20 protein-coding genes and 1 pseudogene are annotated in these 22,245 nt (G+C 73.2%); 11 read left to right on the top strand and 10 right to left on the bottom strand.

Annotation, left to right across the window (positions count from 1 at the left end):
• Positions 1 to 182 precede the first annotated feature (182 nt).
• From U5640_RS08220 to U5640_RS08235, 4 genes and pseudogenes are all read left to right on the top strand, one after another.
• Positions 183 to 1,934: pseudogene (locus tag U5640_RS08220) on the top strand (ATP-binding protein); the annotation flags it as partial.
• 1,032 nt (positions 1,935 to 2,966) lie between these two features.
• Positions 2,967 to 3,440 carry a roadblock/LC7 domain-containing protein gene (locus tag U5640_RS08225; protein WP_067246762.1) on the top strand — a complete coding sequence of 158 codons (474 nt, stop codon included), beginning with the start codon at positions 2,967 to 2,969 and terminating at the stop codon, positions 3,438 to 3,440.
• Positions 3,441 to 3,472: 32 nt separating this feature from the next.
• Positions 3,473 to 3,922, top strand: a complete 450-nt coding sequence (locus tag U5640_RS08230; protein WP_340375128.1) for a DUF742 domain-containing protein — start codon at positions 3,473 to 3,475, stop codon at positions 3,920 to 3,922.
• Complete coding sequence (locus U5640_RS08235; RefSeq protein ID WP_340375129.1) at positions 3,909 to 4,508, top strand: ATP/GTP-binding protein; 600 nt, start codon at positions 3,909 to 3,911, stop codon at positions 4,506 to 4,508. Before U5640_RS08230 ends, U5640_RS08235 begins: the two co-directional genes overlap by 14 nt.
• Positions 4,509 to 4,584: 76 nt before the next feature.
• Here the strand turns inward: U5640_RS08235 and U5640_RS08240 are convergent, their stop codons facing one another.
• The 6 genes from U5640_RS08240 to U5640_RS08265 form a co-directional block, all read right to left on the bottom strand.
• Complete coding sequence (locus U5640_RS08240; RefSeq protein ID WP_340375130.1) at positions 4,585 to 5,253, bottom strand: ABC transporter permease; 669 nt, start codon at positions 5,251 to 5,253, stop codon at positions 4,585 to 4,587.
• Positions 5,250 to 5,930: an ABC transporter permease subunit gene (locus U5640_RS08245; protein ID WP_340375131.1), complete on the bottom strand. Its 681-nt coding sequence runs from the start codon at positions 5,928 to 5,930 to the stop codon at positions 5,250 to 5,252. The genes U5640_RS08240 and U5640_RS08245 overlap by 4 nt, the downstream gene beginning before the upstream one ends.
• Positions 5,927 to 7,078 (bottom strand): ABC transporter ATP-binding protein, encoded by a 1,152-nt coding sequence (locus U5640_RS08250; protein ID WP_340385006.1) that lies wholly within the window; start codon positions 7,076 to 7,078, stop codon positions 5,927 to 5,929. Before U5640_RS08250 ends, U5640_RS08245 begins: the two co-directional genes overlap by 4 nt.
• Before the next feature lie 724 nt (positions 7,079 to 7,802).
• Positions 7,803 to 8,540 carry an FAD:protein FMN transferase gene (locus U5640_RS08255; RefSeq protein WP_340375132.1) on the bottom strand — a complete coding sequence of 246 codons (738 nt, stop codon included), beginning with the start codon at positions 8,538 to 8,540 and terminating at the stop codon, positions 7,803 to 7,805.
• Position 8,541: 1 nt separating this feature from the next.
• The gene (locus tag U5640_RS08260) at positions 8,542 to 9,222 is read right to left on the bottom strand and encodes an FMN-binding protein (RefSeq protein WP_340375133.1); all 681 of its coding nucleotides are present in this window, start codon (positions 9,220 to 9,222) and stop codon (positions 8,542 to 8,544) included.
• Between the two features lie 10 nt (positions 9,223 to 9,232).
• Entirely contained in the window at positions 9,233 to 10,570 is a 1,338-nt protein-coding gene (locus tag U5640_RS08265) for a ferredoxin reductase family protein (protein WP_340375134.1), read from the bottom strand.
• 152 nt (positions 10,571 to 10,722) lie between these two features.
• Between U5640_RS08265 and U5640_RS08270 the strand changes: the two genes are divergently transcribed.
• The 3 genes from U5640_RS08270 (at position 10,723) to U5640_RS08280 (ending at position 14,109) form a co-directional block, all read left to right on the top strand.
• Positions 10,723 to 11,418, top strand: a complete 696-nt coding sequence (locus tag U5640_RS08270; protein ID WP_340375135.1) for a response regulator transcription factor — start codon at positions 10,723 to 10,725, stop codon at positions 11,416 to 11,418.
• Positions 11,415 to 12,857: a HAMP domain-containing sensor histidine kinase gene (locus tag U5640_RS08275; protein ID WP_340375136.1), complete on the top strand. Its 1,443-nt coding sequence runs from the start codon at positions 11,415 to 11,417 to the stop codon at positions 12,855 to 12,857. Before U5640_RS08270 ends, U5640_RS08275 begins: the two co-directional genes overlap by 4 nt.
• Positions 12,858 to 13,059: 202 nt before the next feature.
• Positions 13,060 to 14,109, top strand: coding sequence for a lysylphosphatidylglycerol synthase transmembrane domain-containing protein (locus U5640_RS08280; RefSeq protein WP_340375137.1), 1,050 nt, complete (start codon positions 13,060 to 13,062; stop codon positions 14,107 to 14,109).
• 72 nt (positions 14,110 to 14,181) lie between these two features.
• Here the strand turns inward: U5640_RS08280 and msrB are convergent, their stop codons facing one another.
• From msrB to U5640_RS08300, 4 genes are all read right to left on the bottom strand, one after another.
• Entirely contained in the window at positions 14,182 to 14,589 is a 408-nt protein-coding gene (gene msrB, locus U5640_RS08285; protein WP_340375138.1) for a peptide-methionine (R)-S-oxide reductase MsrB, read from the bottom strand.
• A 13-nt stretch (positions 14,590 to 14,602) separates the two neighbouring features.
• Positions 14,603 to 15,988: a UDP-N-acetylmuramate--L-alanine ligase gene (gene murC / locus U5640_RS08290; protein ID WP_340375139.1), complete on the bottom strand. Its 1,386-nt coding sequence runs from the start codon at positions 15,986 to 15,988 to the stop codon at positions 14,603 to 14,605.
• Between the two features lie 123 nt (positions 15,989 to 16,111).
• Positions 16,112 to 16,585 carry an indole-3-glycerol phosphate synthase gene (locus U5640_RS08295; RefSeq protein WP_340375140.1) on the bottom strand — a complete coding sequence of 158 codons (474 nt, stop codon included), beginning with the start codon at positions 16,583 to 16,585 and terminating at the stop codon, positions 16,112 to 16,114.
• 135 nt (positions 16,586 to 16,720) lie between these two features.
• The gene (locus U5640_RS08300) at positions 16,721 to 17,575 is read right to left on the bottom strand and encodes a pyrimidine reductase family protein (protein ID WP_340375141.1); all 855 of its coding nucleotides are present in this window, start codon (positions 17,573 to 17,575) and stop codon (positions 16,721 to 16,723) included.
• Between the two features lie 37 nt (positions 17,576 to 17,612).
• Between U5640_RS08300 and zapE the strand changes: the two genes are divergently transcribed.
• From zapE to U5640_RS08320, 4 genes are all read left to right on the top strand, one after another.
• Complete coding sequence (gene zapE, locus U5640_RS08305; protein WP_340375142.1) at positions 17,613 to 18,719, top strand: cell division protein ZapE; 1,107 nt, start codon at positions 17,613 to 17,615, stop codon at positions 18,717 to 18,719.
• A 174-nt stretch (positions 18,720 to 18,893) separates the two neighbouring features.
• Positions 18,894 to 19,298 (top strand): hypothetical protein, encoded by a 405-nt coding sequence (locus tag U5640_RS08310; RefSeq protein ID WP_340375143.1) that lies wholly within the window; start codon positions 18,894 to 18,896, stop codon positions 19,296 to 19,298.
• A gap of 133 nt (positions 19,299 to 19,431) precedes the next feature.
• Entirely contained in the window at positions 19,432 to 20,013 is a 582-nt protein-coding gene (locus U5640_RS08315; RefSeq protein WP_340375144.1) for a carbonic anhydrase, read from the top strand.
• A gap of 8 nt (positions 20,014 to 20,021) precedes the next feature.
• A complete protein-coding gene (locus U5640_RS08320; protein ID WP_340375145.1) occupies positions 20,022 to 21,518 on the top strand; it encodes a SulP family inorganic anion transporter in 1,497 nt (498 codons plus the stop codon).
• The last annotated feature ends 727 nt before the right edge of the window (positions 21,519 to 22,245 follow it).

Below are 22,245 nucleotides of genomic sequence, written 5' to 3' on the forward strand. Positions count from 1 at the left end.
CACGCCCGCAACACCCCTTCGAAGGAGGCCCGGTGTCCACGAAAGAGGTGGACGCGCCCGCCCGGTCAGCGACTTCGGCACCGTCGTCCGTGCGCCGGGGCCTGCGGAGCTTCGCCGACCGGTGGCCCTTCCAGCGCAAGCTGAACCTGCTCGTCGGCATCCCGCTCGGGGTCATCGCCCTGATGCTGGCGTACCTCTTCACCGAACTGGTGCAGGAGTCCAACCAGGCCGAGGACGCCGCCCAGCTGGTGCGTGACAGCACCCAGGTGGCCCGGCTCGTCTCGGACCTGCAGAACGAGCACCAGCAGGCGATCCTGCTCTCGGTGCGGCACCAGGCGTCCTTCGACGGCGGCACGCCCTCCACGAACGCCTACCGCAAGGCCCAGCTCGCCGTGGACACCCAGGTCCGCAAGGTGGTCGACGCCTTCGGCGACCGGCTGCCGGACAGCGAGGCGCAGGCGCTGCGCGGGATCGAGGGCCTGGCGGGTCTGCGGACCACGATCGAGCAGGGCTATCTGCCCGCCGACAACATCGACCCGGCCTACTCCGGTGCCTCGGACGCCGTCATCGACGGACTGGGCCTGGACCGCGACACCAGCCTGGCCAGCACCTTCACCGGCAACCTGCTCGACTCGCTGCTGCGCGCCGACGCCGCCCACGGCGCCTACGAGACCGGCGTGTTCTCCTCGCGCACCGGCGACAGCAACGCGCTCATCGAGTACACCGGCGCGGTCGGCTCGTACGAGCTGTACACCTACCAGGCCGACCGCTTCGCCCGGTTCGCCTCCGCGGCCCAGGCCGACGAGCTCGGCGGCGTCGAGCACAACTCCGCGCAGGCCTCCATCAGCCAGCACTTCGCCGAACTGGCCGTCGACCCGAGCGCGTTGCAGGCCGAGTCCCAGGCGGACATCCGCAAGGCGTTCCGGGCGGCCCTCGGCTCGTACCCGGACTACAGCGCGCAGGCCCAGACCCGGCTGAGGATCACCACCTCGCTGATCGACCAGATCGCCGACCGCGCCGACGACGCCTCCGTCAGCGCCCAGTGGCGGGCCGGTCTGCTGCTCAACCTCGCGCTGGTCTGCTTCGCCCTGTGGATCGCGTTCTCCATCCTCGTACGGCGTTCCGTGGTGCGCCCGGTGCTGGCCCTGACGGGTGCCGCGCAGGAGGTCGCCGACATCGCCGGGCGAGAGCTCGCCCGGGTCGCCGACGACGACGCCGAGGAGACCGGCTCACCGCGCCTGCGCGAGCTGCCGGTCACGGCGGACGACGAGATCGGTGAACTGGCCGAGGCCTTCAACAACGTGCAGACGACCGCGGCGGCGCTGCTGGAGCGCCAGGTGCTCAGCCGGCGCAACGTCGCCGAGATGTTCGGCAACGTCGGCCGCCGCGTCTCCAACCTGACGACCCGCCAGCTCGCCCTGATCGACTGGGTGGAGCGCGGCGAGACCGACCCGGCGCTGCTGGAGCGGCTCTACTCCATCGACCACATCGCCGTCCGCCTGCGCCGCAACGCCGACAGCCTGATGCTGCTGGCCGGCATCCGCGAGACCGTCCTCGACTCCGGTCCGACCGAGCTGACCAACGTGGTGCGGGCCGCGCTCGGCCAGATCGAGGGCTACCAGCGGGTGCAGCTCCACGCCCGCGGCGAGGCCGTCGTCGAGCCCGACATGGTCGGTGACCTCACGCTGATGATCGCCGAACTCCTGGAGAACGCCGTGTCGTTCTCGCCGGAGGGCAGCCCCGTCGAGGTGCGGGTCGGCTCCGACCGGGGCGGCGCCTCGATCACCGTCTCCGACCACGGCCTCGGGATGAGCGCCGAGCGGCTCGCGGAGGAGAACGCCCGGCTGGTGCGCCGTGAGCGGCTCGACCTGGTGCCGACGAAGGTGCTCGGTCTGTTCGTGGTCGGCGCGCTGGCCCGCCGCTGGGACGTCGACGTCACCCTCACCCGCACCCCGGGCGGCGGTGTGACCGCCGAGGTCCGCATCCCGGCGACGCTGCTGCTGACGCTCAGCGAGGTCGGTGCGCCCACGGCCGCGGCCCAGTCCCTCCCGGCCCCGTCGGCGCCCGCCGCCGGTCCCTCCCCCGCCGCCGCGGCCTCCCCCACGGCGGAGGACGCGACCTCGCTCCCCCGCCGGGTGCCGCGCCGCGAGCAGCCCTCCTGGGCCGAGCGGGACCCCGAGCCGGCGACGGAGCCGGCGAGGGCGACGGCGTCCGAGCGCGCGACCCCGGAACCGGGGGCCCCCGCCCTCCCCCGCCGGACGGCCGGGGCGGCCGCCCCGGCAACCGGCACCGACACGGCCGCGTCGACCGGCACCCCGGCCTCCGGCGGACGGACGACGACCTGGGCCTCCGCGTCCGCGGACGGAGACACGGCTTCCCGGGAGCCCGCGTCGACGCGCGACGGCCGTACGACGGACCCGGCCACCGCGCCGGCACACGACAGCCGCACGACCGCCCCGGCCACCGCGCCGGCACACGACAGCCGCACGACGGACACGACAGCCCCGACGGCCGCGTCGGCGCGCGACGGGCGGGCGGCCACGACGGCGACCGCGGCGGCCGGCGGACCGGCCCCGGCGGCCGCCTCCGGCGCCGGATCCGGGTGGCGGGCCGGGTGGCGCCCGGGTGCCCGTAGAGGACCACGCCCGTACCCCCGACCCCGCCGGTCCGGCCGTTCCCGCGGCCGCCCTCGGCGACGTGCGTCCGGCCGCCGCCGAGGGGGCCCGGCCGCTGCGGCGGCGGGTGCGCGGGGCCACCCTGCGGACCACTGTGGACGCCTCCGCCGCAATGGCGCGGCAGGCGGCGCGGCCCGCGGACGCGGACGCCGTGCGCAGCGCGCTGGAGGAGTTCGAGGCGGCCGTGGAACGCGCCCACCGCGACACCGACAGCTCGCACGACCGACGGGTCCCGGACGACCACCGGAACCCCCCGCACCACCAGAACCACCTTCCGGAAGGAGCCGAGCAGTGAGCACGTCGACAGGTGGAACCACCGGAGACACCACGCCGACCGATCTGCGGGCTGCCGCAGCCGACTTCACCTGGCTGCTCAACCGTTTCGCCACCGAGACCGCGGGGGTCGTGGACGCCATCGCGGTGTCCTCCGACGGCCTGCTGATCGCGGTGTCGGAGCTGCGTGAGCACGCCGACTCCGAGCGCCTCGCGGCGATCGTCTCCGGCATCACCAGCCTGGCCGCGGGCGCCTCCGGCAACTACGGCCTGGGCGGTCTGAACAAGGTCATCATCGATCTGGAGGGCGGTCACGTCCTGGTCTCCGCGATCGGCAGCGGCGCCGTCCTCGGCGTGGTCACCGACAAGGAGGCCAAGCTGGGCAACATCGCCTACGAGATGACCGTGTTCGCCAACCGCGCCGGTGCCGCGCTCAGTCCGCAGCTCGTCCTGGAGCTGAAGAACAGCGTCGGCGCCACCCGGACCCGCTGACCGCGGGTCACCGGCAGAGGAAGCGAACACCGATGGCGGACGGCCAGAGCCCGCACGGCCTCGGCGAGGAACCCCTCGCCCCGGCCGGCCCGGTCGGCCCCGCGCCCGCCGTACGGCCCTTCCTGGTCACCGCCGGCCGGGTCGCGGGCGCGGGCGAGGCCGCGTCCGGACGGGCGATGCCCGTGGAGACCCAGCTGGTGGCGACCACCGAGGGGATCGACGCGCTCGACCGGCTCTCCTTCGAACAGCACGACATCGTGGCCGCCTGCCGGGTGCCGCAGTCCATCGCGGAGATCGCGGCGCGGCTGCGGCTGCACCTGAACGTGGTGCGGGTGCTCGCCGAGGACCTGCGCTCGGTGGGGCAGCTCTCGGTGCACGTGCCCGACTCCGGCGTCACCCATGACGCGTCCGTCCTGCGCAGGGTTATCGATGGCCTGCGGGCCATCCCCGACTCCCGGGGGGTACTCCGTGACTCCGACTGAACCGCTCGCCCGTCCGGCCGCCGGCCAGGCCGCCGTACGGCCGCCGCTGCCGGTGAAGCTGGTGATCGCGGGCGGCTTCGGCGTGGGCAAGACCACCGCCGTCGGCTCGATCTCCGAGATCGAGCCGCTCACCACCGAGGCGGCCATCACCGAGGTCGCGGCGGGGGTGGACGACCTCAGCCACACCCCGCGCAAGACCACGACCACCGTGGCGATGGACTTCGGCTGCATCACCATCGACCCGACGCTGAAGCTGTACCTGTTCGGCACGCCCGGTCAGGAACGCTTCGGCTTCATGTGGGACGACATCGTGGAGGGCGCGGTCGGCGGCCTGGTCATCGTCGACACCCGCCGGCTCGACGACTGCTACGCCGCCGTGGACTACTTCGAGCACCGGCAGATCCCGTTCGCGGTGGCCGTGAACGCCTTCGACGGCAAGGTCGACCACTCGCTCGACGAGGTCCGCTGGGCCCTCGACGTCTCCGACGGCGTTCCGGTGCTCGTCTTCGACGCCCGGGAGCGCGGCTCGGTGCGGGACGCGCTGCTGGTGGTGCTGGAGCAGGCGCTCGCCCGCAGCGGCGGGTGAATATCGGCGGTACCCGCGGTCGTGGAGGACCGCGCGCCGGTTGTGGCCGGTCGCGCGGTTCCCCACGCCCCTGAGGTCAGCTGCTCCGGCGTACGCCCGGAGAGACCGCCGCCCGGGCCACCGCCCAGAACAGCCCCAGGGTCGCCAGGGCCATGGCCGCGACCAGGGCGGCGCCGCCCACGACCTTCTCGTAGTCGTGCTGGTAGAGCCCGTCGACGATGTAGCGGCCGAGGCCGCCGAGACCGACGTACGCGGCGATGGTGGCCGTGGAGACGATCTGGATGGCCGCCGAGCGCAGCCCGCCGAGGATCAGCGGGAGCGCGACCGGGAGTTCCACCTGGAGCAGGATGCGGGTCTCCGACATGCCGATGCCGCGCGCGGCGTCCACCGGGGAGCGGTCGACGGAGCGCACCGCCTCATAGGTGGTGACGAGGATCGGCGGGACGGCGAGGACGACCAGCGGGATCATCACCGGCAGCATGCCGAAGCCGGCGATGATGACGATGAGCACCAGCAGGCCGAAGGTGGGCAGGGCCCGCGCGGCGGTGGCGATCAGGGTGAGGGTGTTGCCGCCCTTGCCGTAGTGCCCGGTGACCAGGCCGACGGGCAGTCCGATCAGGGCGGCGAGACCGAGTGCCTCCAGGGAGTACTGGAGGTGCTCCACCAGCCGGGTGGGGATGCCGTCGTAGCCCGACCAGTGGGCGCCGTCGGTGAAGAAGGAGGTGATGAAGTGCAGGACGTTCACCGGGCCGTGGCCTCCTTCCGGGTGCGGGTCGCGCCCGATCCGCTCGGCATCCAGGGGGTGAGCAGGACCCGTACGCCGACCAGCAGGGCGTCCACCAGGACGGCGAGGGCCGCCGTGGTGAGCACGGAGTTCCAGGCCAGTTCGGGCCGGTTGTAGATCTGCGCGTCGTGCAGCAGGTTGCCGAGCGCGCCCTGGTTGCCGATCAGCATGCCGACGCTGACCAGGCTGATGCTGGACACGGTCGCCACCCGCAGTCCGGCGACGATCGCGGGCGTGGCGATCGGCAACTGGACCTGGAGGTAGCGGCGTACGGGCCCGAAGCCCATCGCGGTGGCGGCGGCGAGGGTCTCCTGCGGCACCGAGCGGACGCCGTCGACGATCGCCGGGACCAGCACGACGAGGGTGTAGACGGTGAGCGGGATCATCACCGTCAGTTCGGTCTGGCCGGTGTAGTCGATGAGGACGACGAAGAACGCGAGCGACGGGACGGCGTAGAGCACGGTCGTCACCCACAGCACGGGCGGGTACAGCCAGCGCAGCCGCACGCAGAGCTGGGCGATGGGCAGGGCCAGCAGCAGGCCGCCGAGGACCGGCAGCAGGGCCTCGCGCAGATGGAGTCCGACGAGTCCGATCCAGTCGTGCTGGAGGTCGCTGGGGATGTCGAAGAAGCGGTTCATCGCACGGCCTTCGGCTCGCCCGCTCCGGTGGTGCCGCCGGCGCCCGGGGCGGCCTCGTGCGCGCCGCGGATCGCCTCGGCGATGGCGGTCTGGGAGACGACACCGGTGGCGCGGCCCTCGCCGTCCACGGCGACGGCCCAGCCGGCGGGCGAGAGCACGGCGCAGTCGAGGGCGGAGCGCAGCGAGTCCTCGCCCGCGACGAACGGCCGTCCGTAGCCGAGGAGCCGGCCGGTGTCGATGCTCCCCGCGGTCAGCGCGTCCGGCTCGCTCCAGCCGAGCGGCTTGCCGTCGATGCCGGTGACGAGGAGGTACGGGGCGCCCTGGGCGGCGCGGGCGATCTGCTCGGCGGTGGCGTCGACGGCGACGATCGGCGTGGTGAGCAGGTCGAGTCCGGCGGCGGAGAAGAAGGACAGCCGGCGGATGCCGCGGTCGGCGCCGAGGAAGTCCTCGACGAACGCATCGGCCGGGTTCGACAGCAGCTCGGCGGGCGGCGCGTACTGGGCGAGCCGGCCGCCGGTGCGCAGCACCGCGACCATGGTGCCGAGCTTGACGGCCTCGTCGATGTCATGGGTGACGAAGACGATGGTCTTGCCCAACTCGTCCTGGATGCGCAGGAGTTCGTCCTGGAGTCCCTTGCGGACGACGGGGTTGACGGCGGAGAACGGCTCGTCCATCAGCAGCACCGGCGGGTCGGCGGCGAGCGCCCGGGCCACGCCGACGCGCTGCTGCTGGCCGCCGGAGAGCTGGTAGGGGTAGCGCCTGGCGAGGGAGGCGTCGAGTCCGACGCGCTCCATCAGCTCGCGGGCCCGGGAGCGGGCCCGGTCCTTGCTCCAGCCGAGCAGCCGGGGCACGGTGGCGATGTTGTCGACGATCGTGCGGTGCTGGAAGAGCCCGGCGTTCTGGATGACGTAACCCATCGAGCGGCGCAGGGTGTTGACCGGCTGCCGCCGGCTGTCCTGACCGTCGATCCAGATGGTGCCCTCGCTGGGCTCGACCATCCGGTTGATCATCCGCAGGGTCGTCGTCTTGCCGCATCCGGAGGGGCCGACGAGGACGGTGATCGCGCGGTCCGGTATCTCGAGGGAGAGCCGGTCGACCGCCACCGTGCCGTCCGGATACCGCTTGGTGACTGAATCTATCCGTATCAAAACGCCGAACACCCTTCGGGTCTGGCCGTTCCCGCCCGCTCTCGGCCTCGAGAGTTCGGACTGTTGCGGGGAGAGTCTAGACCGGTCGCGTTTCAGCCGTACGGCGGGTGTATGGCGCGCTTCAAACCCCTCTTGCGCTGTGCGCGACCTGTGAGTCCGCTGATGCGAGTCCGCTGATTCTCACTCTCCGCTCAGAAGCGGCTCAGGGATTGCCCAGAGAGGGCCCCATCGTCAGGGCCGTGCTCCGCGCCGCCCTCACCCGCCCGCCCCGCCGGGGCGAACGCCCCCCTGGAGTACGCGTCATGACGACCCTCGCCCCGCCGCCCGCCCCGTCCCGCGAGGACGGCCGCCAAAGGACGGGCGGGCCGCCGGATCCCCTTCCGGCGGCCCGCCCCCCGGGGGTTCGGGGGCTCAGTCGCCTCCCCCGCCGCCCCCGCAACCACCGCCACAGGACGAACCGCCCCCGCAGGACGAGCCGTCTCCGCAGCCACCCCCGCCGCCGTCCCCCCAGCCGCCCCGGCGCCGACGGCGCGACGACCCGGTCCCCTTCAGGAGCCCGGCCACGAACATCACGATCAACCCGAACCCCACGATCACCAGGAACTCCACGTCTCCTGCCCCCCGTTGCCTCTCGCCACGTGTCTGTGTGGCTGGGGGATGCCCCGCCCGGAGCACGCGCCAAGCACGACTTGAGGAAGTCGAGAGCTTGGGTTCCGCGGACCGACTAGGCGGCGGCCCGCTGTCCCGCCGTCGGGAATCCCGGGGTGCGCAGCACACGGCCGCCTTCCAGCACCGCGAACACCTCGCAGCCCGCCCGGCCGGCCGCCCACTCCACGCCCGGCGCGCCCTGCGCGAACGCCGCCGTGGCGACGGTGTCCGCGAGGGTGAGGGTCGGGGCGACGACGGTGAGGCTGTCGAGGCCGGTGGCGGGCAGGCCCGTACGGCCGTCGAGGATGTGGTCGCCGCGCTCGTAGCGGGCGGAGGTGGCGACCGCCGCGTCCGTCAGCTCCAGCACCGCGCAGACCTGGTCGGCGAGGTGGGGGTGCCGTACGCCGACCCGCCAGGGCCCGCCCGAGACGACCACGTCGCCCCCGGCGTTGAGGCAGAAGCGGCCGAGCCCGGCGCCGGTCAGCAGCTCCGCCGCCCGCTGCACCGACCAGCCCTTGACGACCGCGCAGGGGTCGAGGCCCCGCCCGGGCAGCCGTACGTCGAAGGCGCCGCCGGTGGCGACCCGGTACTCCTCGCACAGGCCGAGCACCTCGGCGAGATCGGCGCTCACCTCGTCGCCGGACAGCTCGCCGCGGTCCAGCCGGGACACCTCGCTGTCCGCCTTGAAGGGGCTGAACCGCTCGTCGACCTCCCGCAGCCAGGCGAAGACGGCCTCCACGACGCCCTGCGGCGCCCGGTCGTCGTCGATGCGCAGGGACACGGGGAAGCCCATGACGTGCTCGACCCGGTGCATGTCAGGCGCCCTTCGCGTCGATCGCGGCCTGGAGGGACTCCTTGTAGGCGTCGCTGGTGATCGTCGCGCCGGACACGGTGTCGATGTCCGCGCTCTGCGCCTGAAGCGTCTCCGCGACCAGCTTCGGCACCGCCGCCGTCGTCTGCGGATGGTTCGGCTGCTTCAGCATCCTCACCGCGGCGATCCGGTCACCGTCGTAGGTCACCTGGACCTGGACGTCACCCTTCTCCGTGGGGACCGTCGTCCCCGTGAAGGTGGCGTCCGAGGACGAGGCCGACGGGGACGCCGACGCGGCGGACGCCTCCTGGTCGATCGCGGCCTGGAGGGACTCCTTGTAACCGTCGCTGGTGATCGTCGCGCCGGACACGGTGTCGATGTCCGCGCTCTGCGCCTGAAGCGTCTCCGCGACCAGCTTCGGCACCGCCGCCGTCGTCTGCGGATGGTTCGGCTGCTTCAGCATCCTCACCGCGGCGATCCGGTCACCGTCGTAGGTCACCTGGACCTGGACGTCACCCTTCTCCGTGGTGACGGTCGTTCCCGTGAAGGTGGTGCCCGAGGACGAGGTGGAGGGGGCCGACCCGGTGGCGGAGGAGGCCGTGGAGGTGGCGGTGGACGGTTCGTAGCGCCAGACGGGGATCAGGCCGACCACGGACAGGACAAGAACGGGGATTGCTCGCTTCACGTCGTCTCTCTCATCCCGCCAGGCTGAAACGCTCGAAGTGGATCTGCGGCCCGGGCACGTCCAGCTCGCGCAGGGAGCCCAGCACCGCGTTCATCATCGGCGGCGGCCCGCACAGGAAGACGTCCCGCTCGGCGATGTCCGGCACCAGCGCGGCCAGCGCGCCCGCCGCCAGCCGGTCCGGCACCGGCGGACCGGTGACCAGGTGCAGCTCGGCGCCCTTGGCGGCGGCGAGGTCGCTCAGCTCGTCGTAGAGGACGGCGTCGCGCTCGCCGCTGACGCGGTAGAGGACGATCGCGTGGCCGTCGATCTCCTCCAGCAGCGCCCGGATGGGGGTGACGCCGACGCCGCCGGCGATGAGCAGGGACTCGGAGCGGGTGCGGTGCATCGCGGTGAAGGCGCCGTACGGGCCCTCGGCGAAGACGCGGGTGCCGGGCTTGATGTGGCGCAGGCCCGCGGAGCCGTCACCGGCGGCCTTCGCGGTCAGCCGCAGCCGGGTGCCGTCGGGGGCGGCGGACAGGGAGAAGGGGTTCGCCTGCCACCAGCGGTCCTTCGTCACGAAGCGCCACAGGAAGAACTGGCCGGCCCTGGCGGGCAGTTTGTCCAGGTCACGGCCGGTGATGTAGACGGACACGACGTTGTCCGACTCGGGGACGACCTTCTCGACGCGCAGCTGGTGGCGCCAGTTGCGCCACAGCGGCAGGACCGCCCGGCCGAGGACCACCGAGCCGAGCGCGACGCCCCAGACGCCGTACCAGTACGCGGTGGCGGCGGAGGACGCGGTGAACGTCGTACCGACCGCGACCTGGTGGGTGAAGGCCAGCACCACGGCGACATACGTGTACAGGTGCACGAAGTGCCAGGTCTCGTAGGCGAGCCGGCGGCGGGCCCAGCGGGCGGAGACGCCGCCGACGACCAGGATCAGCACCATGGCGACCGCGGCGCGCAGCACGCCCTCGACGGTCTCGGCGAGGTCGACCAGCTGGCTGACCGGGTCGAGGGAGGAGGACTGCGCATAGCCGAGGGTGATGAACACCACATGCCCGACCAGGGTCCACAGCAGCCCGAAGCCGGTCCAGCGGTGCCAGTTGGTCAGCCGGTCCATCCCGATCCGGCGGTCGAGCCAGGGCAGCCGGGCCACCAGCAGCAGCTGGAACGCCATCAGCAGCGCGCCGTACAGACCGGCGAACCGGCCGATCACGACGAGTGCGTTGGCGGCGAATCCCGCCTGCACGGCGAACAGGGTCACGACGGCCGCGTTCACGGCCAGCACGGTGTACAGCCCGGTGCGGGCCACTACTTTGGGACGTAGCGCCGTGGGGGGAGCGGGGGGCGACTGGACGGTCGTCACGGACGGAAACTCCTCGATCGGGTCCTCAGAGCACTGAGCTTCCCCGTGCGTTGCTGTCGGTTCGCTGTCGTACAACTTTCAAGAGTTTATCGATCCGCGCGCGGACCGGATGCGGGTCTCGCGCCGGGGCGCGGGTGGCGCACTATGAGCGGGTGGAAAAAGTACGCCTCCTCGTCGTGGACGACGACCCGCCGATCGCCGATCTCGTGGCGACGGTCGCCCGCTACGAGGGCTGGAGCGCGGTCACCGCGAACTCCGGTGAGGAGGCCCTGCGCCGCGCCGCCGAGTTCCATCCGGACATCGTGGTGCTCGACCTGATGCTGCCCGACATCGACGGCTTCGGCGTCCTGGACCGGCTGCGCCGCTCGGGGACCATGGTGCCGGTGGTGTTCCTCACGGCCCGGGACGGGGTCGCGGACCGGGTCGCGGGGCTGACCCGGGGCGGGGACGACTACCTGGTGAAGCCGTTCGCGGTGGAGGAGCTGATGGCCCGGCTGCGGACCGTGCTGCGGCGCGCCGCCGGGCCCGGCTTCCAGCGCTCGGTGCTGCGGGTCGCCGACCTGACGATGGACGAGGACACCCGCGAGGTCCGCCGCGCCGGGAAGCTGCTGACGCTCACCCCCACCGAGTACGAGGTGCTGCGCTACCTCATGCGCAAGTCGCCGACCGTGCTGACGAAGGCACAGATCCTCGACCACGTCTGGGAGTACGGCTTCGGCGGCCGGTCCAACGTGGTGGAGCTGGTGGTGAGCCGGCTGCGCCGCAAGCTGGACGCCACCGGCGACGATCCGCTGATCCAGACGGTTCGGGGCTTCGGGTACGTCATCCGGCAGGCGGCGGCCGAGTGATCGGCAGACTGCGGCGGACGTACCGCGGGATGCGGCTCGGCACCCGGCTGGCGCTGGGCCTCGGCGCGCTGGCCCTGATGGTCTTCGCGGTCATCGGCACCGCGCTGACCACCGCCATGCGGGACTACCTCTCGGCCCAGCTCAACGAACAGCTCGCGATCGCCCAGGTCGCCCAGACCAAGAGCATCGTCGAGTCCGGCAGCCTGACCGGGAAGAAGTACTGGGGCTGGTACTACGCCGTGTACGACGTGCGCGACGGCACGCCCGTGCTGCGCAAGCCGGAGGACCCCGGTGACGTGCCCGACGACGTCACCGACCTCACCACGCTGGCCCGGGAGCAGACCGTCACCGAGCACGAGGTGGTGAGCACCGCGCACCTGCGGGGCGACGGCGTGTACCGGCTGCGCGCCTGCGAGGTGGAGCCGGGGGTGATCCTGGTCAGCGGGGCGCCGATGGAGGACATCGACAACACCGTCCAGCGCCTGATCACCATTCAGGTCGTCACGTTCGCGCTCGCACTCGCGGCCCTGGTCGTCCTCGGGCGGGCCATGCTGCGGCGCGGTCTCCAGCCGCTCAGCGACATGGCGCACACCGCGCACGGCATCGCCTCCCACGACCTGACCGAGTCGGCGTCCCGGCTGCCGCTGCGCGCCGACCGCCCGGGCGGCGGCTCGGAGGTGGAGGAGCTGCGCACCGCCTTCAACACCATGCTGGAGCACATCGACGACTCACTCGCCGTGCGGGCGCAGGCCGAGCAGCGGCTGCGCCGGTTCGTCGCGGACGCCTCGCACGAACTGCGCACCCCGCTGATGTCGGTACGCGGCTACGCGGACCTCTTCCAGTACGCGGCCGCCAACGCCCCCGAGGAACGCGACAAGCACCTGGCCCGGCTGCGCGCCGAGGCCGCCCGGATGGGGGTCCTCCTCGACGACCTCCTGCTGCTGGCCCGGCTGGACGCGGCGGAGGTGGAGACCCCGCTCAGAATGGAGTCCGCCGATCTGGTGGAGCTGGTCGGGCAGGCCGCCGACGCCTTCCGCGCGAGCCACCCCGGTCACCCGCTGACCCTCGTACCCGGCCCGGACGCCGTCCGCCTGCGCATGGACCCGCACCGCATCCGCCAGGTCCTGGACAACCTGCTGACCAACGCGGCCGTGCACACCCCGTCCGGCACCCCGGTGAGCATCGAGGTCTCCGTGTCCGCCGCCACGGCCCTCGTCCGGGTCGCCGACCGGGGCCCCGGCATACCGCCGGGCGACCGGGACCGGGTCTTCGACCGCTTCTACCGCGTCGACAAGGCCCGCAGCCGCGACCGCGGCGGCAGCGGACTCGGGCTGGCCGTGGCCCGCTCCCTGGTCCGCGCGCACGGCGGCACGCTGGAGCTCGCCGAGGGCCCCGAGCCCACCGCCTTCCTGCTGACCCTGCCCCTCGGGCGCACCTGAACGGCGGCACCGACGGGATGACCCGCACGCGGTCAGGGCAGAACTCCCTCAGCCGTACCGCACCCCGGTCGCCCCTCCGCCCGCACCACGTCGGCTCCCGGACACCACGCCGTCACACCGGAGGGGAAACTTCTTCCCCGTCCCCTCCCCACCCAGGGCCTGTACGGCGCCGCCGTGGCGCCGCGGAAGGACGACGTGCGCCGTGACCCTGCTGCCGCTCGACACCCCTGCCTCCTCGCCCCCTCCCCCGACACCGCCGACCGCGCCCGATGCGCCGAACCCGCCGACGGCGTCGACCGCGCCCTCGGGCCGCCCTCTGCTGACCACCGCCCACGGCCGCCGGGCCCTCAGCCTGCTTCCGCTGCTGTTCCTCGTCCTGTGGGCGGCGCTGGACTGGTCCTCGGTCCGTGACGGCTTCACCAGACTGACCACGGCCGACCCGTGGTGGCTGCTCACGGGCCTGCTCCTCACCTATCTGGGCGCCCTCGCCGCGGCGTGCGTCCGCCAGGGCGCGGTGCCGGACCGTCTGCCCCCGGGCCCCCTGGTGCTGTCCCAGATCGCCGCGGGCGCCGCGAACCACGTGCTGCCGGCGAGCATAGGAGCGCACGCCGTGACGGTCCGCTTCCTCCGGCGCCAGGGCATCCCGCTCCCCCGCGCCACGGCCTCGATCGCCCTGTACTCCCTGGCCAGAGCGTTGGCGAAGCCTCCGGTCGTCCTGGTCTTCCTGCTCCTGGCCCCGGCCTCGATCCCCCCGGCCCGGCTACTTCCCGACGGGCGCAGCCTGATCCTGGCGGTGACGGGCATCCTGCTGATCCCGGTCGCCGCGGCGGCGCTGTCCCTGATCCGCCCCCTGCGCGGCCCCGCGCTGGAGTACGTCCGCACCGCCCTCACGGACGCCCGGCACCTCCACACCCGCCCGTCCCGCTTCCTGCCCCTGTGGCTGGGCGCGGCGGCGGCACCGCTGATCCAGGCGAGCGTGGTCGCCTCGGTGGGCAAGGCCCTGGACCTCCCCCTGACCTGGCCCCAGCTCGTGTTCGCGTTCCTCGCGGCGAGCACGGCGGCGGGCGCCGTCCCGGCCCCGGGCGGCATCGGTCCGATCGACGCGGCCCTGGTCCTCACGCTGGCCGGCTACGGCACCCCGCTCAGCCTCGCCACCGCCACGGTCATCGGCTACCGCACCCTGACGGTCTGGCTCCCGCTGATCCCCGGCACCCTGGTCCTGTCGGGCATGGTCCAGCGCGAACTGCTCTGACGGTGCGGGGGCCGACGCCGCGGCACGCCGTCCCCGCGGGCCGGCCTCGACCCGCGGGCCGGGGCCGACCGGTCAGCCCGCGTCCGGTGTCAGGCGCAGGGAGATCGAGTTGATGCAGTAGCGCTGGTCGGTGGGGGTCGCGTACCCCTCGCCCTCGAAGACGTGGCCCAGGTGGGAGCCGCAGCGGGCGCAGCGGACCTCGGTGCGGAGCATCCCGTGCGAGCGGTCCTCGATCAGCTCGACCGCGTCGGTGTCCTTCGGGTCGAAGAACGACGGCCAGCCGCAGTGCGAGTCGAACTTGGTGGCGGAGGTGAACAGTTCGGCGCCGCAGGCGCGGCAGGAGTAGACGCCCTCGGTCTTGGTGTCGGTGTACTCACCGGTGAAGGCGGGCTCCGTCGCGGCCTGGCGCAGCACGGCGTACTCGGTCGGCGTGAGCTCCGACCGCCACTGCTCGTCCGGCTTCTCGACGTCGTACGACACGATTCTCAGCCCCTCAGTTCGAAAGACGGTCCAGAATGCGCGGGCCCAGGTCCGTCACGTCACCCGCGCCCATGGTGAGAACGAGATCACCGGGCTTCGCCATTCCCGCGATGACGGAGGGCACCTCGTCCTTGTCGTGCACGGCCGTCACGTCCGCGCCGGCCGCCCGGGCCGCGTCGATGATCAGCGCGCTGGTCACCCCGGGGACCGGGTCCTCGCGGGCCGGGTAGATGTCGAGGACGACGGAGGCGTCGGCCAGGGCGAGAGACCGGCCCATCTCGGTGCCGAGCTCCTGCGTCCGGGAGAACAGGTGCGGCTGGAAGACGACCAGGATGCGGGCGTCCCCGGCCGCGGCGCGCATCGCCTCCAGGTCGGCGGTCATCTCGGTGGGGTGGTGGGCGTAGGAGTCGATCACCTGGACGCCGCCCACCTCGCCCTTGAGCTGCAGGCGGCGCTTGACGCCCGTGTACGCGGCGATCGCGGGCGCGAGTTCGGCGGCGGGGACCCCGAGCGCGGCCCCCGCGGTCAGCGCGGCGACGGCGTTGAGCGCGTAGTGCCGACCGGGCACGGACACCGTGAAGGTGATCTCCCGTCCGTCCAGCACCACCGTCACGAGGCTCTTGAGCCCCTGCGGTACGACCGACAGGACCCGGACGTCGGCGTCCTCGGCCTCGCCGTACGTCACCACCCGCACGCCCTCGACCCGCCGGGTCAGCTCACGGGCGCCCGCCTGGTCGGCGGAGACCACCAGCGTGCCGCCGGGCACGATCTTCCCGGCGAACGTCTCGAAGGACTCGTAGATCTCGTCCATCGAGGCGTAGTTGGCGTGGTGGTCCAGCTCCACGTTGAGGACGATCGCGACCTCGGGGGCGTACTTGTGGAAGCTGCGGTCCGATTCGTCCGCCTCGGCGACGAAGATCTCGCCGTCGCCGTGCAGCGCGTTGGAGCCGGGTGCGTCCAGGTCGCCGCCGATCGCGTACGACGGCTGCAGGCCCAGCTCGGAGAGGGAGACCGCCAGCATGGACGTCGTGGTGGTCTTCCCGTGGGTGCCGGCGACCGCGATCGGGCGCAGCCCCTCCATCAGGGCGGCCAGCGCGTCGGAACGGTGGACGACCGGGATGCCCAGTTCGGCCGCGCGGGCCAGCTCGGGGTTGTCCGCGCGGATGGCCGAGGACACGACGACACAGCTCGCGTCGTCGGCGAGGTGCTCCGCGGCGTGCCCGATGTGGACGGTGGCCCCGAGCGCCCGCAGCGCCGCCGCGGTCCCGGACTCCTTGGCGTCACTGCCGGCCACCTTCGCCCCGCGCTGCGCGAGGATCTTCGCGATCCCCGACATCCCGGCGCCGCCGATGCCGATGAAGTGCGGGCGGTCCATGGCGGAAGGAAGGCCGGCTGCCATGCGTGATCTCCAGGGGTGCGTACGACGGTGGATCCGCCCCAGCCTATTGCGTCACCGGTACCGTCCCGCCCCAGGGGCGCGGGACCGTGGCGCTCCGCGGCTGCGCACCCGGACCCCCGCGGACTACGCCTTGCTGTGCGAGAACAGCTTCAGCACCGGCACCCCCACCTTGTGGCGGGCCCGGGAAGCCCAGTCCCGGTGGAAGAACTCCTCGACGTAGTGCGGATCGGTCAGCACGATCACCTCGTCCGCCTCCACCTCCTCGACGAGCGACTTCAGCGCGTCCAGCGGGTGATCCTCGACCAGCCGCCCCGCCGCCGGACTGCCCGAGGCGTGCAGTGCCTGCAGGGACACCTCCAGCGCCCGCTCCCCGAACCCCTTCGCCTCCTCCCCCTCCGGCGTCTCCCGCTCCCGGGCCGCCTCGTCCAGCTCGCCGAGGGCGACGTCGTCGATGGCCCGCAGCAGTCGGTCCGCCTGGTCGCCGCGCGGCTGGAGCAGGACGTGGAAGGCGACGTCCTCGTCCCCGTGCAGGGTGGTGACGAACTCCACGTCGGCTGAGGTCAGTGCCTTCTCGATCATCAGAACGCTTGTGAACACCGGACGCCGCCCCTTCTGCGGAAACCATCCTGCCCCGTGATCTCACGGGGACTGCGAGTTTTAGTGTGCCCACCCGAAGCCAACCGGAACGATTCGTTCCGCCATTTTCGGGACCACCGGTACCACTGACCGATTTCAGGACCGCCGATAGCGGCCGAACAGGAAACCCCCCTCCTCCAGGAGGGACACCAGTGCGAACCGCTGGGGCACCGGGACCGAGGGCCCGCCCGCGATGCGCTGCGCGCCCCCCGCCGTGAGCATCGGGGAGACGGTCAGACACAACTCGTCCAGCACGCCGGAGGCGATGAACTGCCCGAGCATCCGGGGGCCGCCCTCGGTCAGCAGCCGGGTGTGCCCCACCTCGGCGAGGGCCGCGACGGCCCGCGCGGGGTCGACGCCCATCCCGTCACCGGCGATCAGCACCCGCGCCCCCGCCTTCTCGGCCGCGGCCACCTTGTCGGGGGCGGCCGCGGCGCCGGTCAGCAGCAGGGTCGGCACCAGCGGCGAGGTGAACAGCGGCAGCGAGAAGTCCAGGTCCAGACTGGCGGTGACCACGGCGATCGCGGGCGCGGGTCCCTGTCCGGCGGCCTCCCGCCGTCCGGCGAACTCCGCCCGCGCGCGGGCCGGACGGTACCCCTCCTGCCGTACCGTTTCGGCACCCACGACCACCACGTCCGCGAGCCCTCGCAGCGTGCCGAAGATCCGCATGTCGGCCGCGGTGGAGATGGGCTGGGAGCGCCCGTCGTGCTGGGCGGCGCCGTCGAGCGTGGAGACCATGTTGGCCCGCAGCCAGGGCCGCGGCTCCCCGGGCGCGGGCTCGGGGTAGGCGTAGGCCTCGGCGAGCTCGTCGAGGCTCCACTCCCGGTCCTCGGACAGCGGGGCGGACAGCGGGGCGCCCGCAGGGTCGGTGGCCGGGGCGGTCGCCGGGGCGAATGTCCGGTCAGGTGTCCGGTCGGGTGTCTGGTCGGTCACAGGGAACAGCCGTCGCATGCCTCGCAGTCTGGCACGCGGATTAGCATGGGGAACCGTGTCGTCCTCCACCCCTTCCGCCCCTGTCGACGAGATAGCCGACGCGGCCCCGCTGTCCCTGTGCGCCCTCGAGCCGTACGTCCCGGCGGACCGGCTGGTCGCCGAGATGGTGCCGCCGCCCCGCTTCGACTCGGTGCGCTTCGGCACCTACCTCCCGGACCCGAACCAGCCCAGCCAGACCCAGGCCGTGTCGGTCCTGGAGGGCTTCGCGGGCGGGCTCGGCGGGGCGCACGCCGTGGGCGGCGCCCGGCGCGGGTTCCTGGGCTTCGGCAGGGCGAAGGCGCCCAAGGCACCCGCCGGTCCGCGCGGGGTCTACCTGGACGGCGGCTACGGCGTCGGCAAGACCCACCTGCTCGCCTCCCTGTGGCACGCCACCCCGGCCGAGCCCGCGCTGAAGGCGTTCGGCACCTTCGTGGAGCTGACCAACCTGGTCGGCGCCCTCGGCTTCCAGCAGACGGTCCGCACACTGTCGGGGCACCGGCTGCTGTGCATCGACGAGTTCGAGCTGGACGACCCGGGCGACACCGTGCTCGTGTCGTCGCTGCTCGGCAAGCTGGTCGAGGCGGGGGTGGCGCTGGCCGCGACCTCCAACACGCTGCCGGGCAAGCTCGGCGAGGGCCGGTTCGCGGCCGTCGACTTCCTGCGCGAGATCCAGGGCCTGTCCGCGCACTTCCGCACCCTGCGCATCGACGGCGAGGACTTCCGCCACCGCGGCCTGCCCGAGGCTCCGGCGCCGTACTCCGACGAACAGGTGACGAAGGCGGCGTACGCCACCCCCGGCTCCTCGCTCGACGACTTCCCGCACCTCCTCGACCATCTCTCGCGGGTCCACCCGAGCCGTTACGGAGCGCTCACCGACGGCCTGAAGGCGGTGTGCCTCACCGACGTCCGCCCGGTGCCCGACCAGTCGACCGCGCTGCGGCTGGTGGTCCTGGCCGACCGGCTCTACGACCGCGAGGTCCCGGTGCTGGCCTCCGGGCTCCCCTTCGACCGGCTGTTCAGCGAGGAGATGCTGAACGGCGGCTACCGCAAGAAGTACTTCCGGGCGATCTCCCGGCTCACCGCGCTGGCCCGGGACGCGAAGCGGCTCGCCGAAGCGGTCTAGCCGAGCCCGTCCAGAGGGAAATCACGCCACATCACCCTCGCTTTTGAGGCGCACTTCTTCTCGAAACGCGGAGTTAACCCTGCAAACAACTTTGCAGGGTTAACGTGTTTCTTGACCAACCATTGACCAGTCATTGGTCCGTACTAGTCGTGCGCGCAACGGGGAGGGAGGCACATGTTCCGAGGTGCGACGGCCCGGACCGCACTCGCGCTCCTCGCCGCCGTCCTGCTCGCCCTCCCGTTCTTCGCACCCGCCTCACCCTTCGCACACGCGCATACGGTGCGTCAGGCCGAGGCCAAGACCAAGACCGGAATCCCACCCGCGGGCAAGCCGCTGCGCAACGAGCTGGTCACGGTCCGCGACTGCGGTCACCTCGGCCCCGCGGCCCCCCTGCGCCCCCGCGACCGGCACCGCGCCACCTCCGGCGTGGCCGCCACCCCTCAGGAGCCGGAGCGCGCCCTGCTGGCGCTGGATCCCGCGGCCGAGCATCCACCGGCCCGCCCGGCCGGTCCCCATCACCGCTCGTCGAGATCCTCGACGGGCCACTCCCCTGCGGCGCTCCAGGTCTTCCGCTGCTGAGGACGACTCCTCTGCTCGCCGAGCGGAGACCTGCTCACCGAGCAGAGCAGAACGGCAGTTCGCAGTTCCCCCACCTGTCCTGTTTTGCACATCCGACGCGCCCCCACTGCGCGCCAGGAGGAGTCACCACGTCATGCAGCCCCTCATCGACAACGCCCGTACGTTCGGACAGCGCCCTGAGGAGTTCGCCAAGCTCGCCGAAGGCCAGTCCCCGCAGGTCCTGTTCATCACCTGCTCCGATTCGCGGGTCGTCCCCGCGCTGATCACGGGCGCCCGTCCCGGCGAGCTCTTCGAGCTGCGCACCGCGGGCAACATCGTCCCGCCGTACGGCTCCGGGCGCCCCACCGGCGAGGCCGCCACCATCGAGTACGCGGTGGAGGTCCTCGGCGTCCAGGACGTCGTCGTCTGCGGCCACTCCCACTGCGGCGCGGTCGGCGCGCTGGTGCGCGGCGACGACCTCGACGCCGTCCCCGCCGTACGCGACTGGCTCGCGCACGCCGCCGACGAGCCCTCGGCCGCCGACCCCGGCGATCCGACGGTCGCCCTCGCGGTCCAGAACCACGTCCTCGCCCAGTTGCTGCGGCTGCGCTCCTACCCCTGCGTGGAGAAGCGGCTCGCGGACGGCCGGCTGCGGGTGCGCGGCTGGTACTACGAGGTGCACACCGGCGCGGTGCTCGAACACCACGTGGACACCGACGGCTTCGAAGCCCTGTGAGCGCCGCGATGACCCAGCCGAAGAACACCCGAATAGCCAGGTTCCCCCATCTGCGGCAGGACTTCGCCGCATCGCTCGTCGTCTTCCTGGTCGCGCTCCCGCTGTGCGTGGGCGTGGCCGTGGCCTCCGGCGTGCCGGCCGAGCTCGGGCTCGTCACCGGCATCGTCGGCGGCATCGTCACCGGCGTGATGCGCGGCAGTTCCCTCCAGGTCTCCGGACCGGCGGCGGGACTGACCGTGCTGGTCTTCGAGGCGGTGCGGGAGTTCGGCCTGCCCGCCCTCGGAGTGATCGTCCTCGTCACGGGCGTCCTCCAGATCACCATGGGCGCCCTCAAACTGGGCCGGTACTTCCGGGCCATCTCGGTCTCCGTCGTCGAGGGGATGCTCGCCGGGATCGGCCTGGTGCTGATCGCCGGCCAGGTGTACGCGCTGGTCGGGGCCAAGGCACCGGACTCCGGCCCGGAGAAGATCGTCGGGCTGCCCGGGGCGCTCGTGGACGCGCTCGGCAGCCCCGGCGCGTCGGCCTCGCTCGCGCTCGGCGCGGGAACCGTCGCCGTCCTCGTGCTGTGGCGGCGGCTGCCGGCGAAGGTGCGCGTCGTGCCGGGACCGCTCGCCGCGGTGGGGCTCGCCACCCTCGCCGCCCTGCTGCTCGACCTGCCGGTGGCCACCGTGGAGGTGCACGGCCTGCTCGGCTCCGTCCAGCCGCCGCCGCTGTCCGCCTTCGGTGAGCTCGCGAGCGTCGGCCTGCTCGGCACGATCGTCGCGTTCACCCTGATCGCGTCCGCCGAGTCGCTGTTCAGCGCGGCGGCCGTGGACCGTCTGCACGACGGGCCGCGCACCGAGTACGACAGGGAACTCGTCGCGCAGGGCGCGGGCAACACGCTCTGCGGGCTGCTCGGCGCGCTGCCGATGACCGCGGTGATCGTGCGCAGCGCTGCCAACGTCCAGGCGGGCGCCCGCACCAAGGCGTCCCGGGTGCTGCACGGCGTATGGCTGCTGCTGTTCGCGGCCCTGCTGCCGGGCGCGCTGGCCTACATCCCGATCCCGGCGCTGGCCGGCATCCTCGTCCACGCCGGCGCCAAGCTGGTCCCGCTCCGCTCGCTCGCGGTCCTGTGGCGCGAGCACCGCGGGGAGGCGCTGATCCTGGTCGTCACGGCCGTGTCGATCGTCGCGGTCAGCATGTTCGAGGGGGTCCTCATCGGTCTGGCGCTCGCCGTGGTGAAGACGGCCTGGGAGGCCTCGCACATCCGGCTGGAGGTGGTCGACAAGGGCGCCGGGCCGGTCCAGGCGCACCTGTCGGGCAACGCGACCTTCCTGCGGCTGCCGAAGATCCTCGACAGCCTGGAGGCCCTCCCGCAGGACCGGCCCGTCGAGCTGAACCTCACCGGTCTGCACCACCTCGACCACGCCTGCCGCACGGCCCTGGAGTCCTGGGCCCGGCAGCACAGCGCGGCCGGCACGGAGCCCGTCCGGGTCATGGAACCGGCCCCGGCCTCAGCCGCCTGAGCCCCCCGGCCCCGCACGGGCCACCAACCCGCGCGGGGCCACGGGCCGAGCCGCTGTCCCAGCCGCCGTCCGGGCCGTGGCCCGACACCGGGCCCGCGGCCGTGTGACTCGAACGAGGGCCGGGCCGCGGCCCGGGGGCCCGAACGTGCCCCGGACGGCTGGCCGGGGCGTGGCCCCGGGCCTGGGCATGGGCCCAGGGCCAGGCCGGGGGCGGACGACGGGCTGTGGTCCGGCCGTGGCCCGACCCGGGGCATGCGGCCGCGTGGTTCGACGAGGGCCTGGGCGTGGCCCAGGGGCCCGGGGCGCGGGCCGGACGTCAGCCGGGGTACGGCCACGGCACGGACGACGGACTGTGGTCCGGCCCGCGGGCGGCCCCGTGGCCCGGACGAGGGCCCGGGCCCGACCCGGGGCGCGGCCGCGCGGCCCGGACGACAGGCCGGAACGTGGCCCGAGATCCGGCGGGAGCCCGACGACAGGCCGGGACACGGCACATGGCACGGCACGTGGCCCGCACGACGGACTGTGACCGGGGCGTGGGCCCGACGACAGGCCGGGGTACGGCACATGGCACGGCCCGTGACCCGGACGACGGGGCGTGGCCCGGACGAGGGCACCGGGCCCGACCCGGGGCCCGCGGCCACGACCGTCAGGTCAGCCCGTGGGCCGGGGCGTGGCCCCGGGCTGGATGGCGGGCATATCGTTGCATATGCAGACAGAACGACCCTCT

This window comes from Streptomyces sp. SS7 (assembly GCF_037993025.1).
Classification (GTDB): Bacteria; Actinomycetota; Actinomycetes; order Streptomycetales; family Streptomycetaceae; genus Streptomyces.

What these genes read in the sequence shown, in the direction of transcription:
- U5640_RS08300 (WP_340375141.1), bottom strand. Translation starts at nt 17,575, where the DNA reads ATGCGACGGCTGTTCCCTGTGACCGACCAGACACCCGACCGGACACCT.
- U5640_RS08255 (WP_340375132.1), bottom strand. Translation starts at nt 8,540, where the DNA reads ATGCACCGGGTCGAGCACGTCATGGGCTTCCCCGTGTCCCTGCGCATC.
- U5640_RS08245 (WP_340375131.1), bottom strand. Translation starts at nt 5,930, where the DNA reads ATGAACCGCTTCTTCGACATCCCCAGCGACCTCCAGCACGACTGGATC.
- murC (WP_340375139.1), bottom strand. Translation starts at nt 15,988, where the DNA reads ATGGCAGCCGGCCTTCCTTCCGCCATGGACCGCCCGCACTTCATCGGC.
- U5640_RS08320 (WP_340375145.1), top strand. Translation starts at nt 20,022, where the DNA reads ATGACCCAGCCGAAGAACACCCGAATAGCCAGGTTCCCCCATCTGCGG.
- U5640_RS08315 (WP_340375144.1), top strand. Translation starts at nt 19,432, where the DNA reads ATGCAGCCCCTCATCGACAACGCCCGTACGTTCGGACAGCGCCCTGAG.
- U5640_RS08310 (WP_340375143.1), top strand. Translation starts at nt 18,894, where the DNA reads ATGTTCCGAGGTGCGACGGCCCGGACCGCACTCGCGCTCCTCGCCGCC.
- U5640_RS08230 (WP_340375128.1), top strand. Translation starts at nt 3,473, where the DNA reads ATGGCGGACGGCCAGAGCCCGCACGGCCTCGGCGAGGAACCCCTCGCC.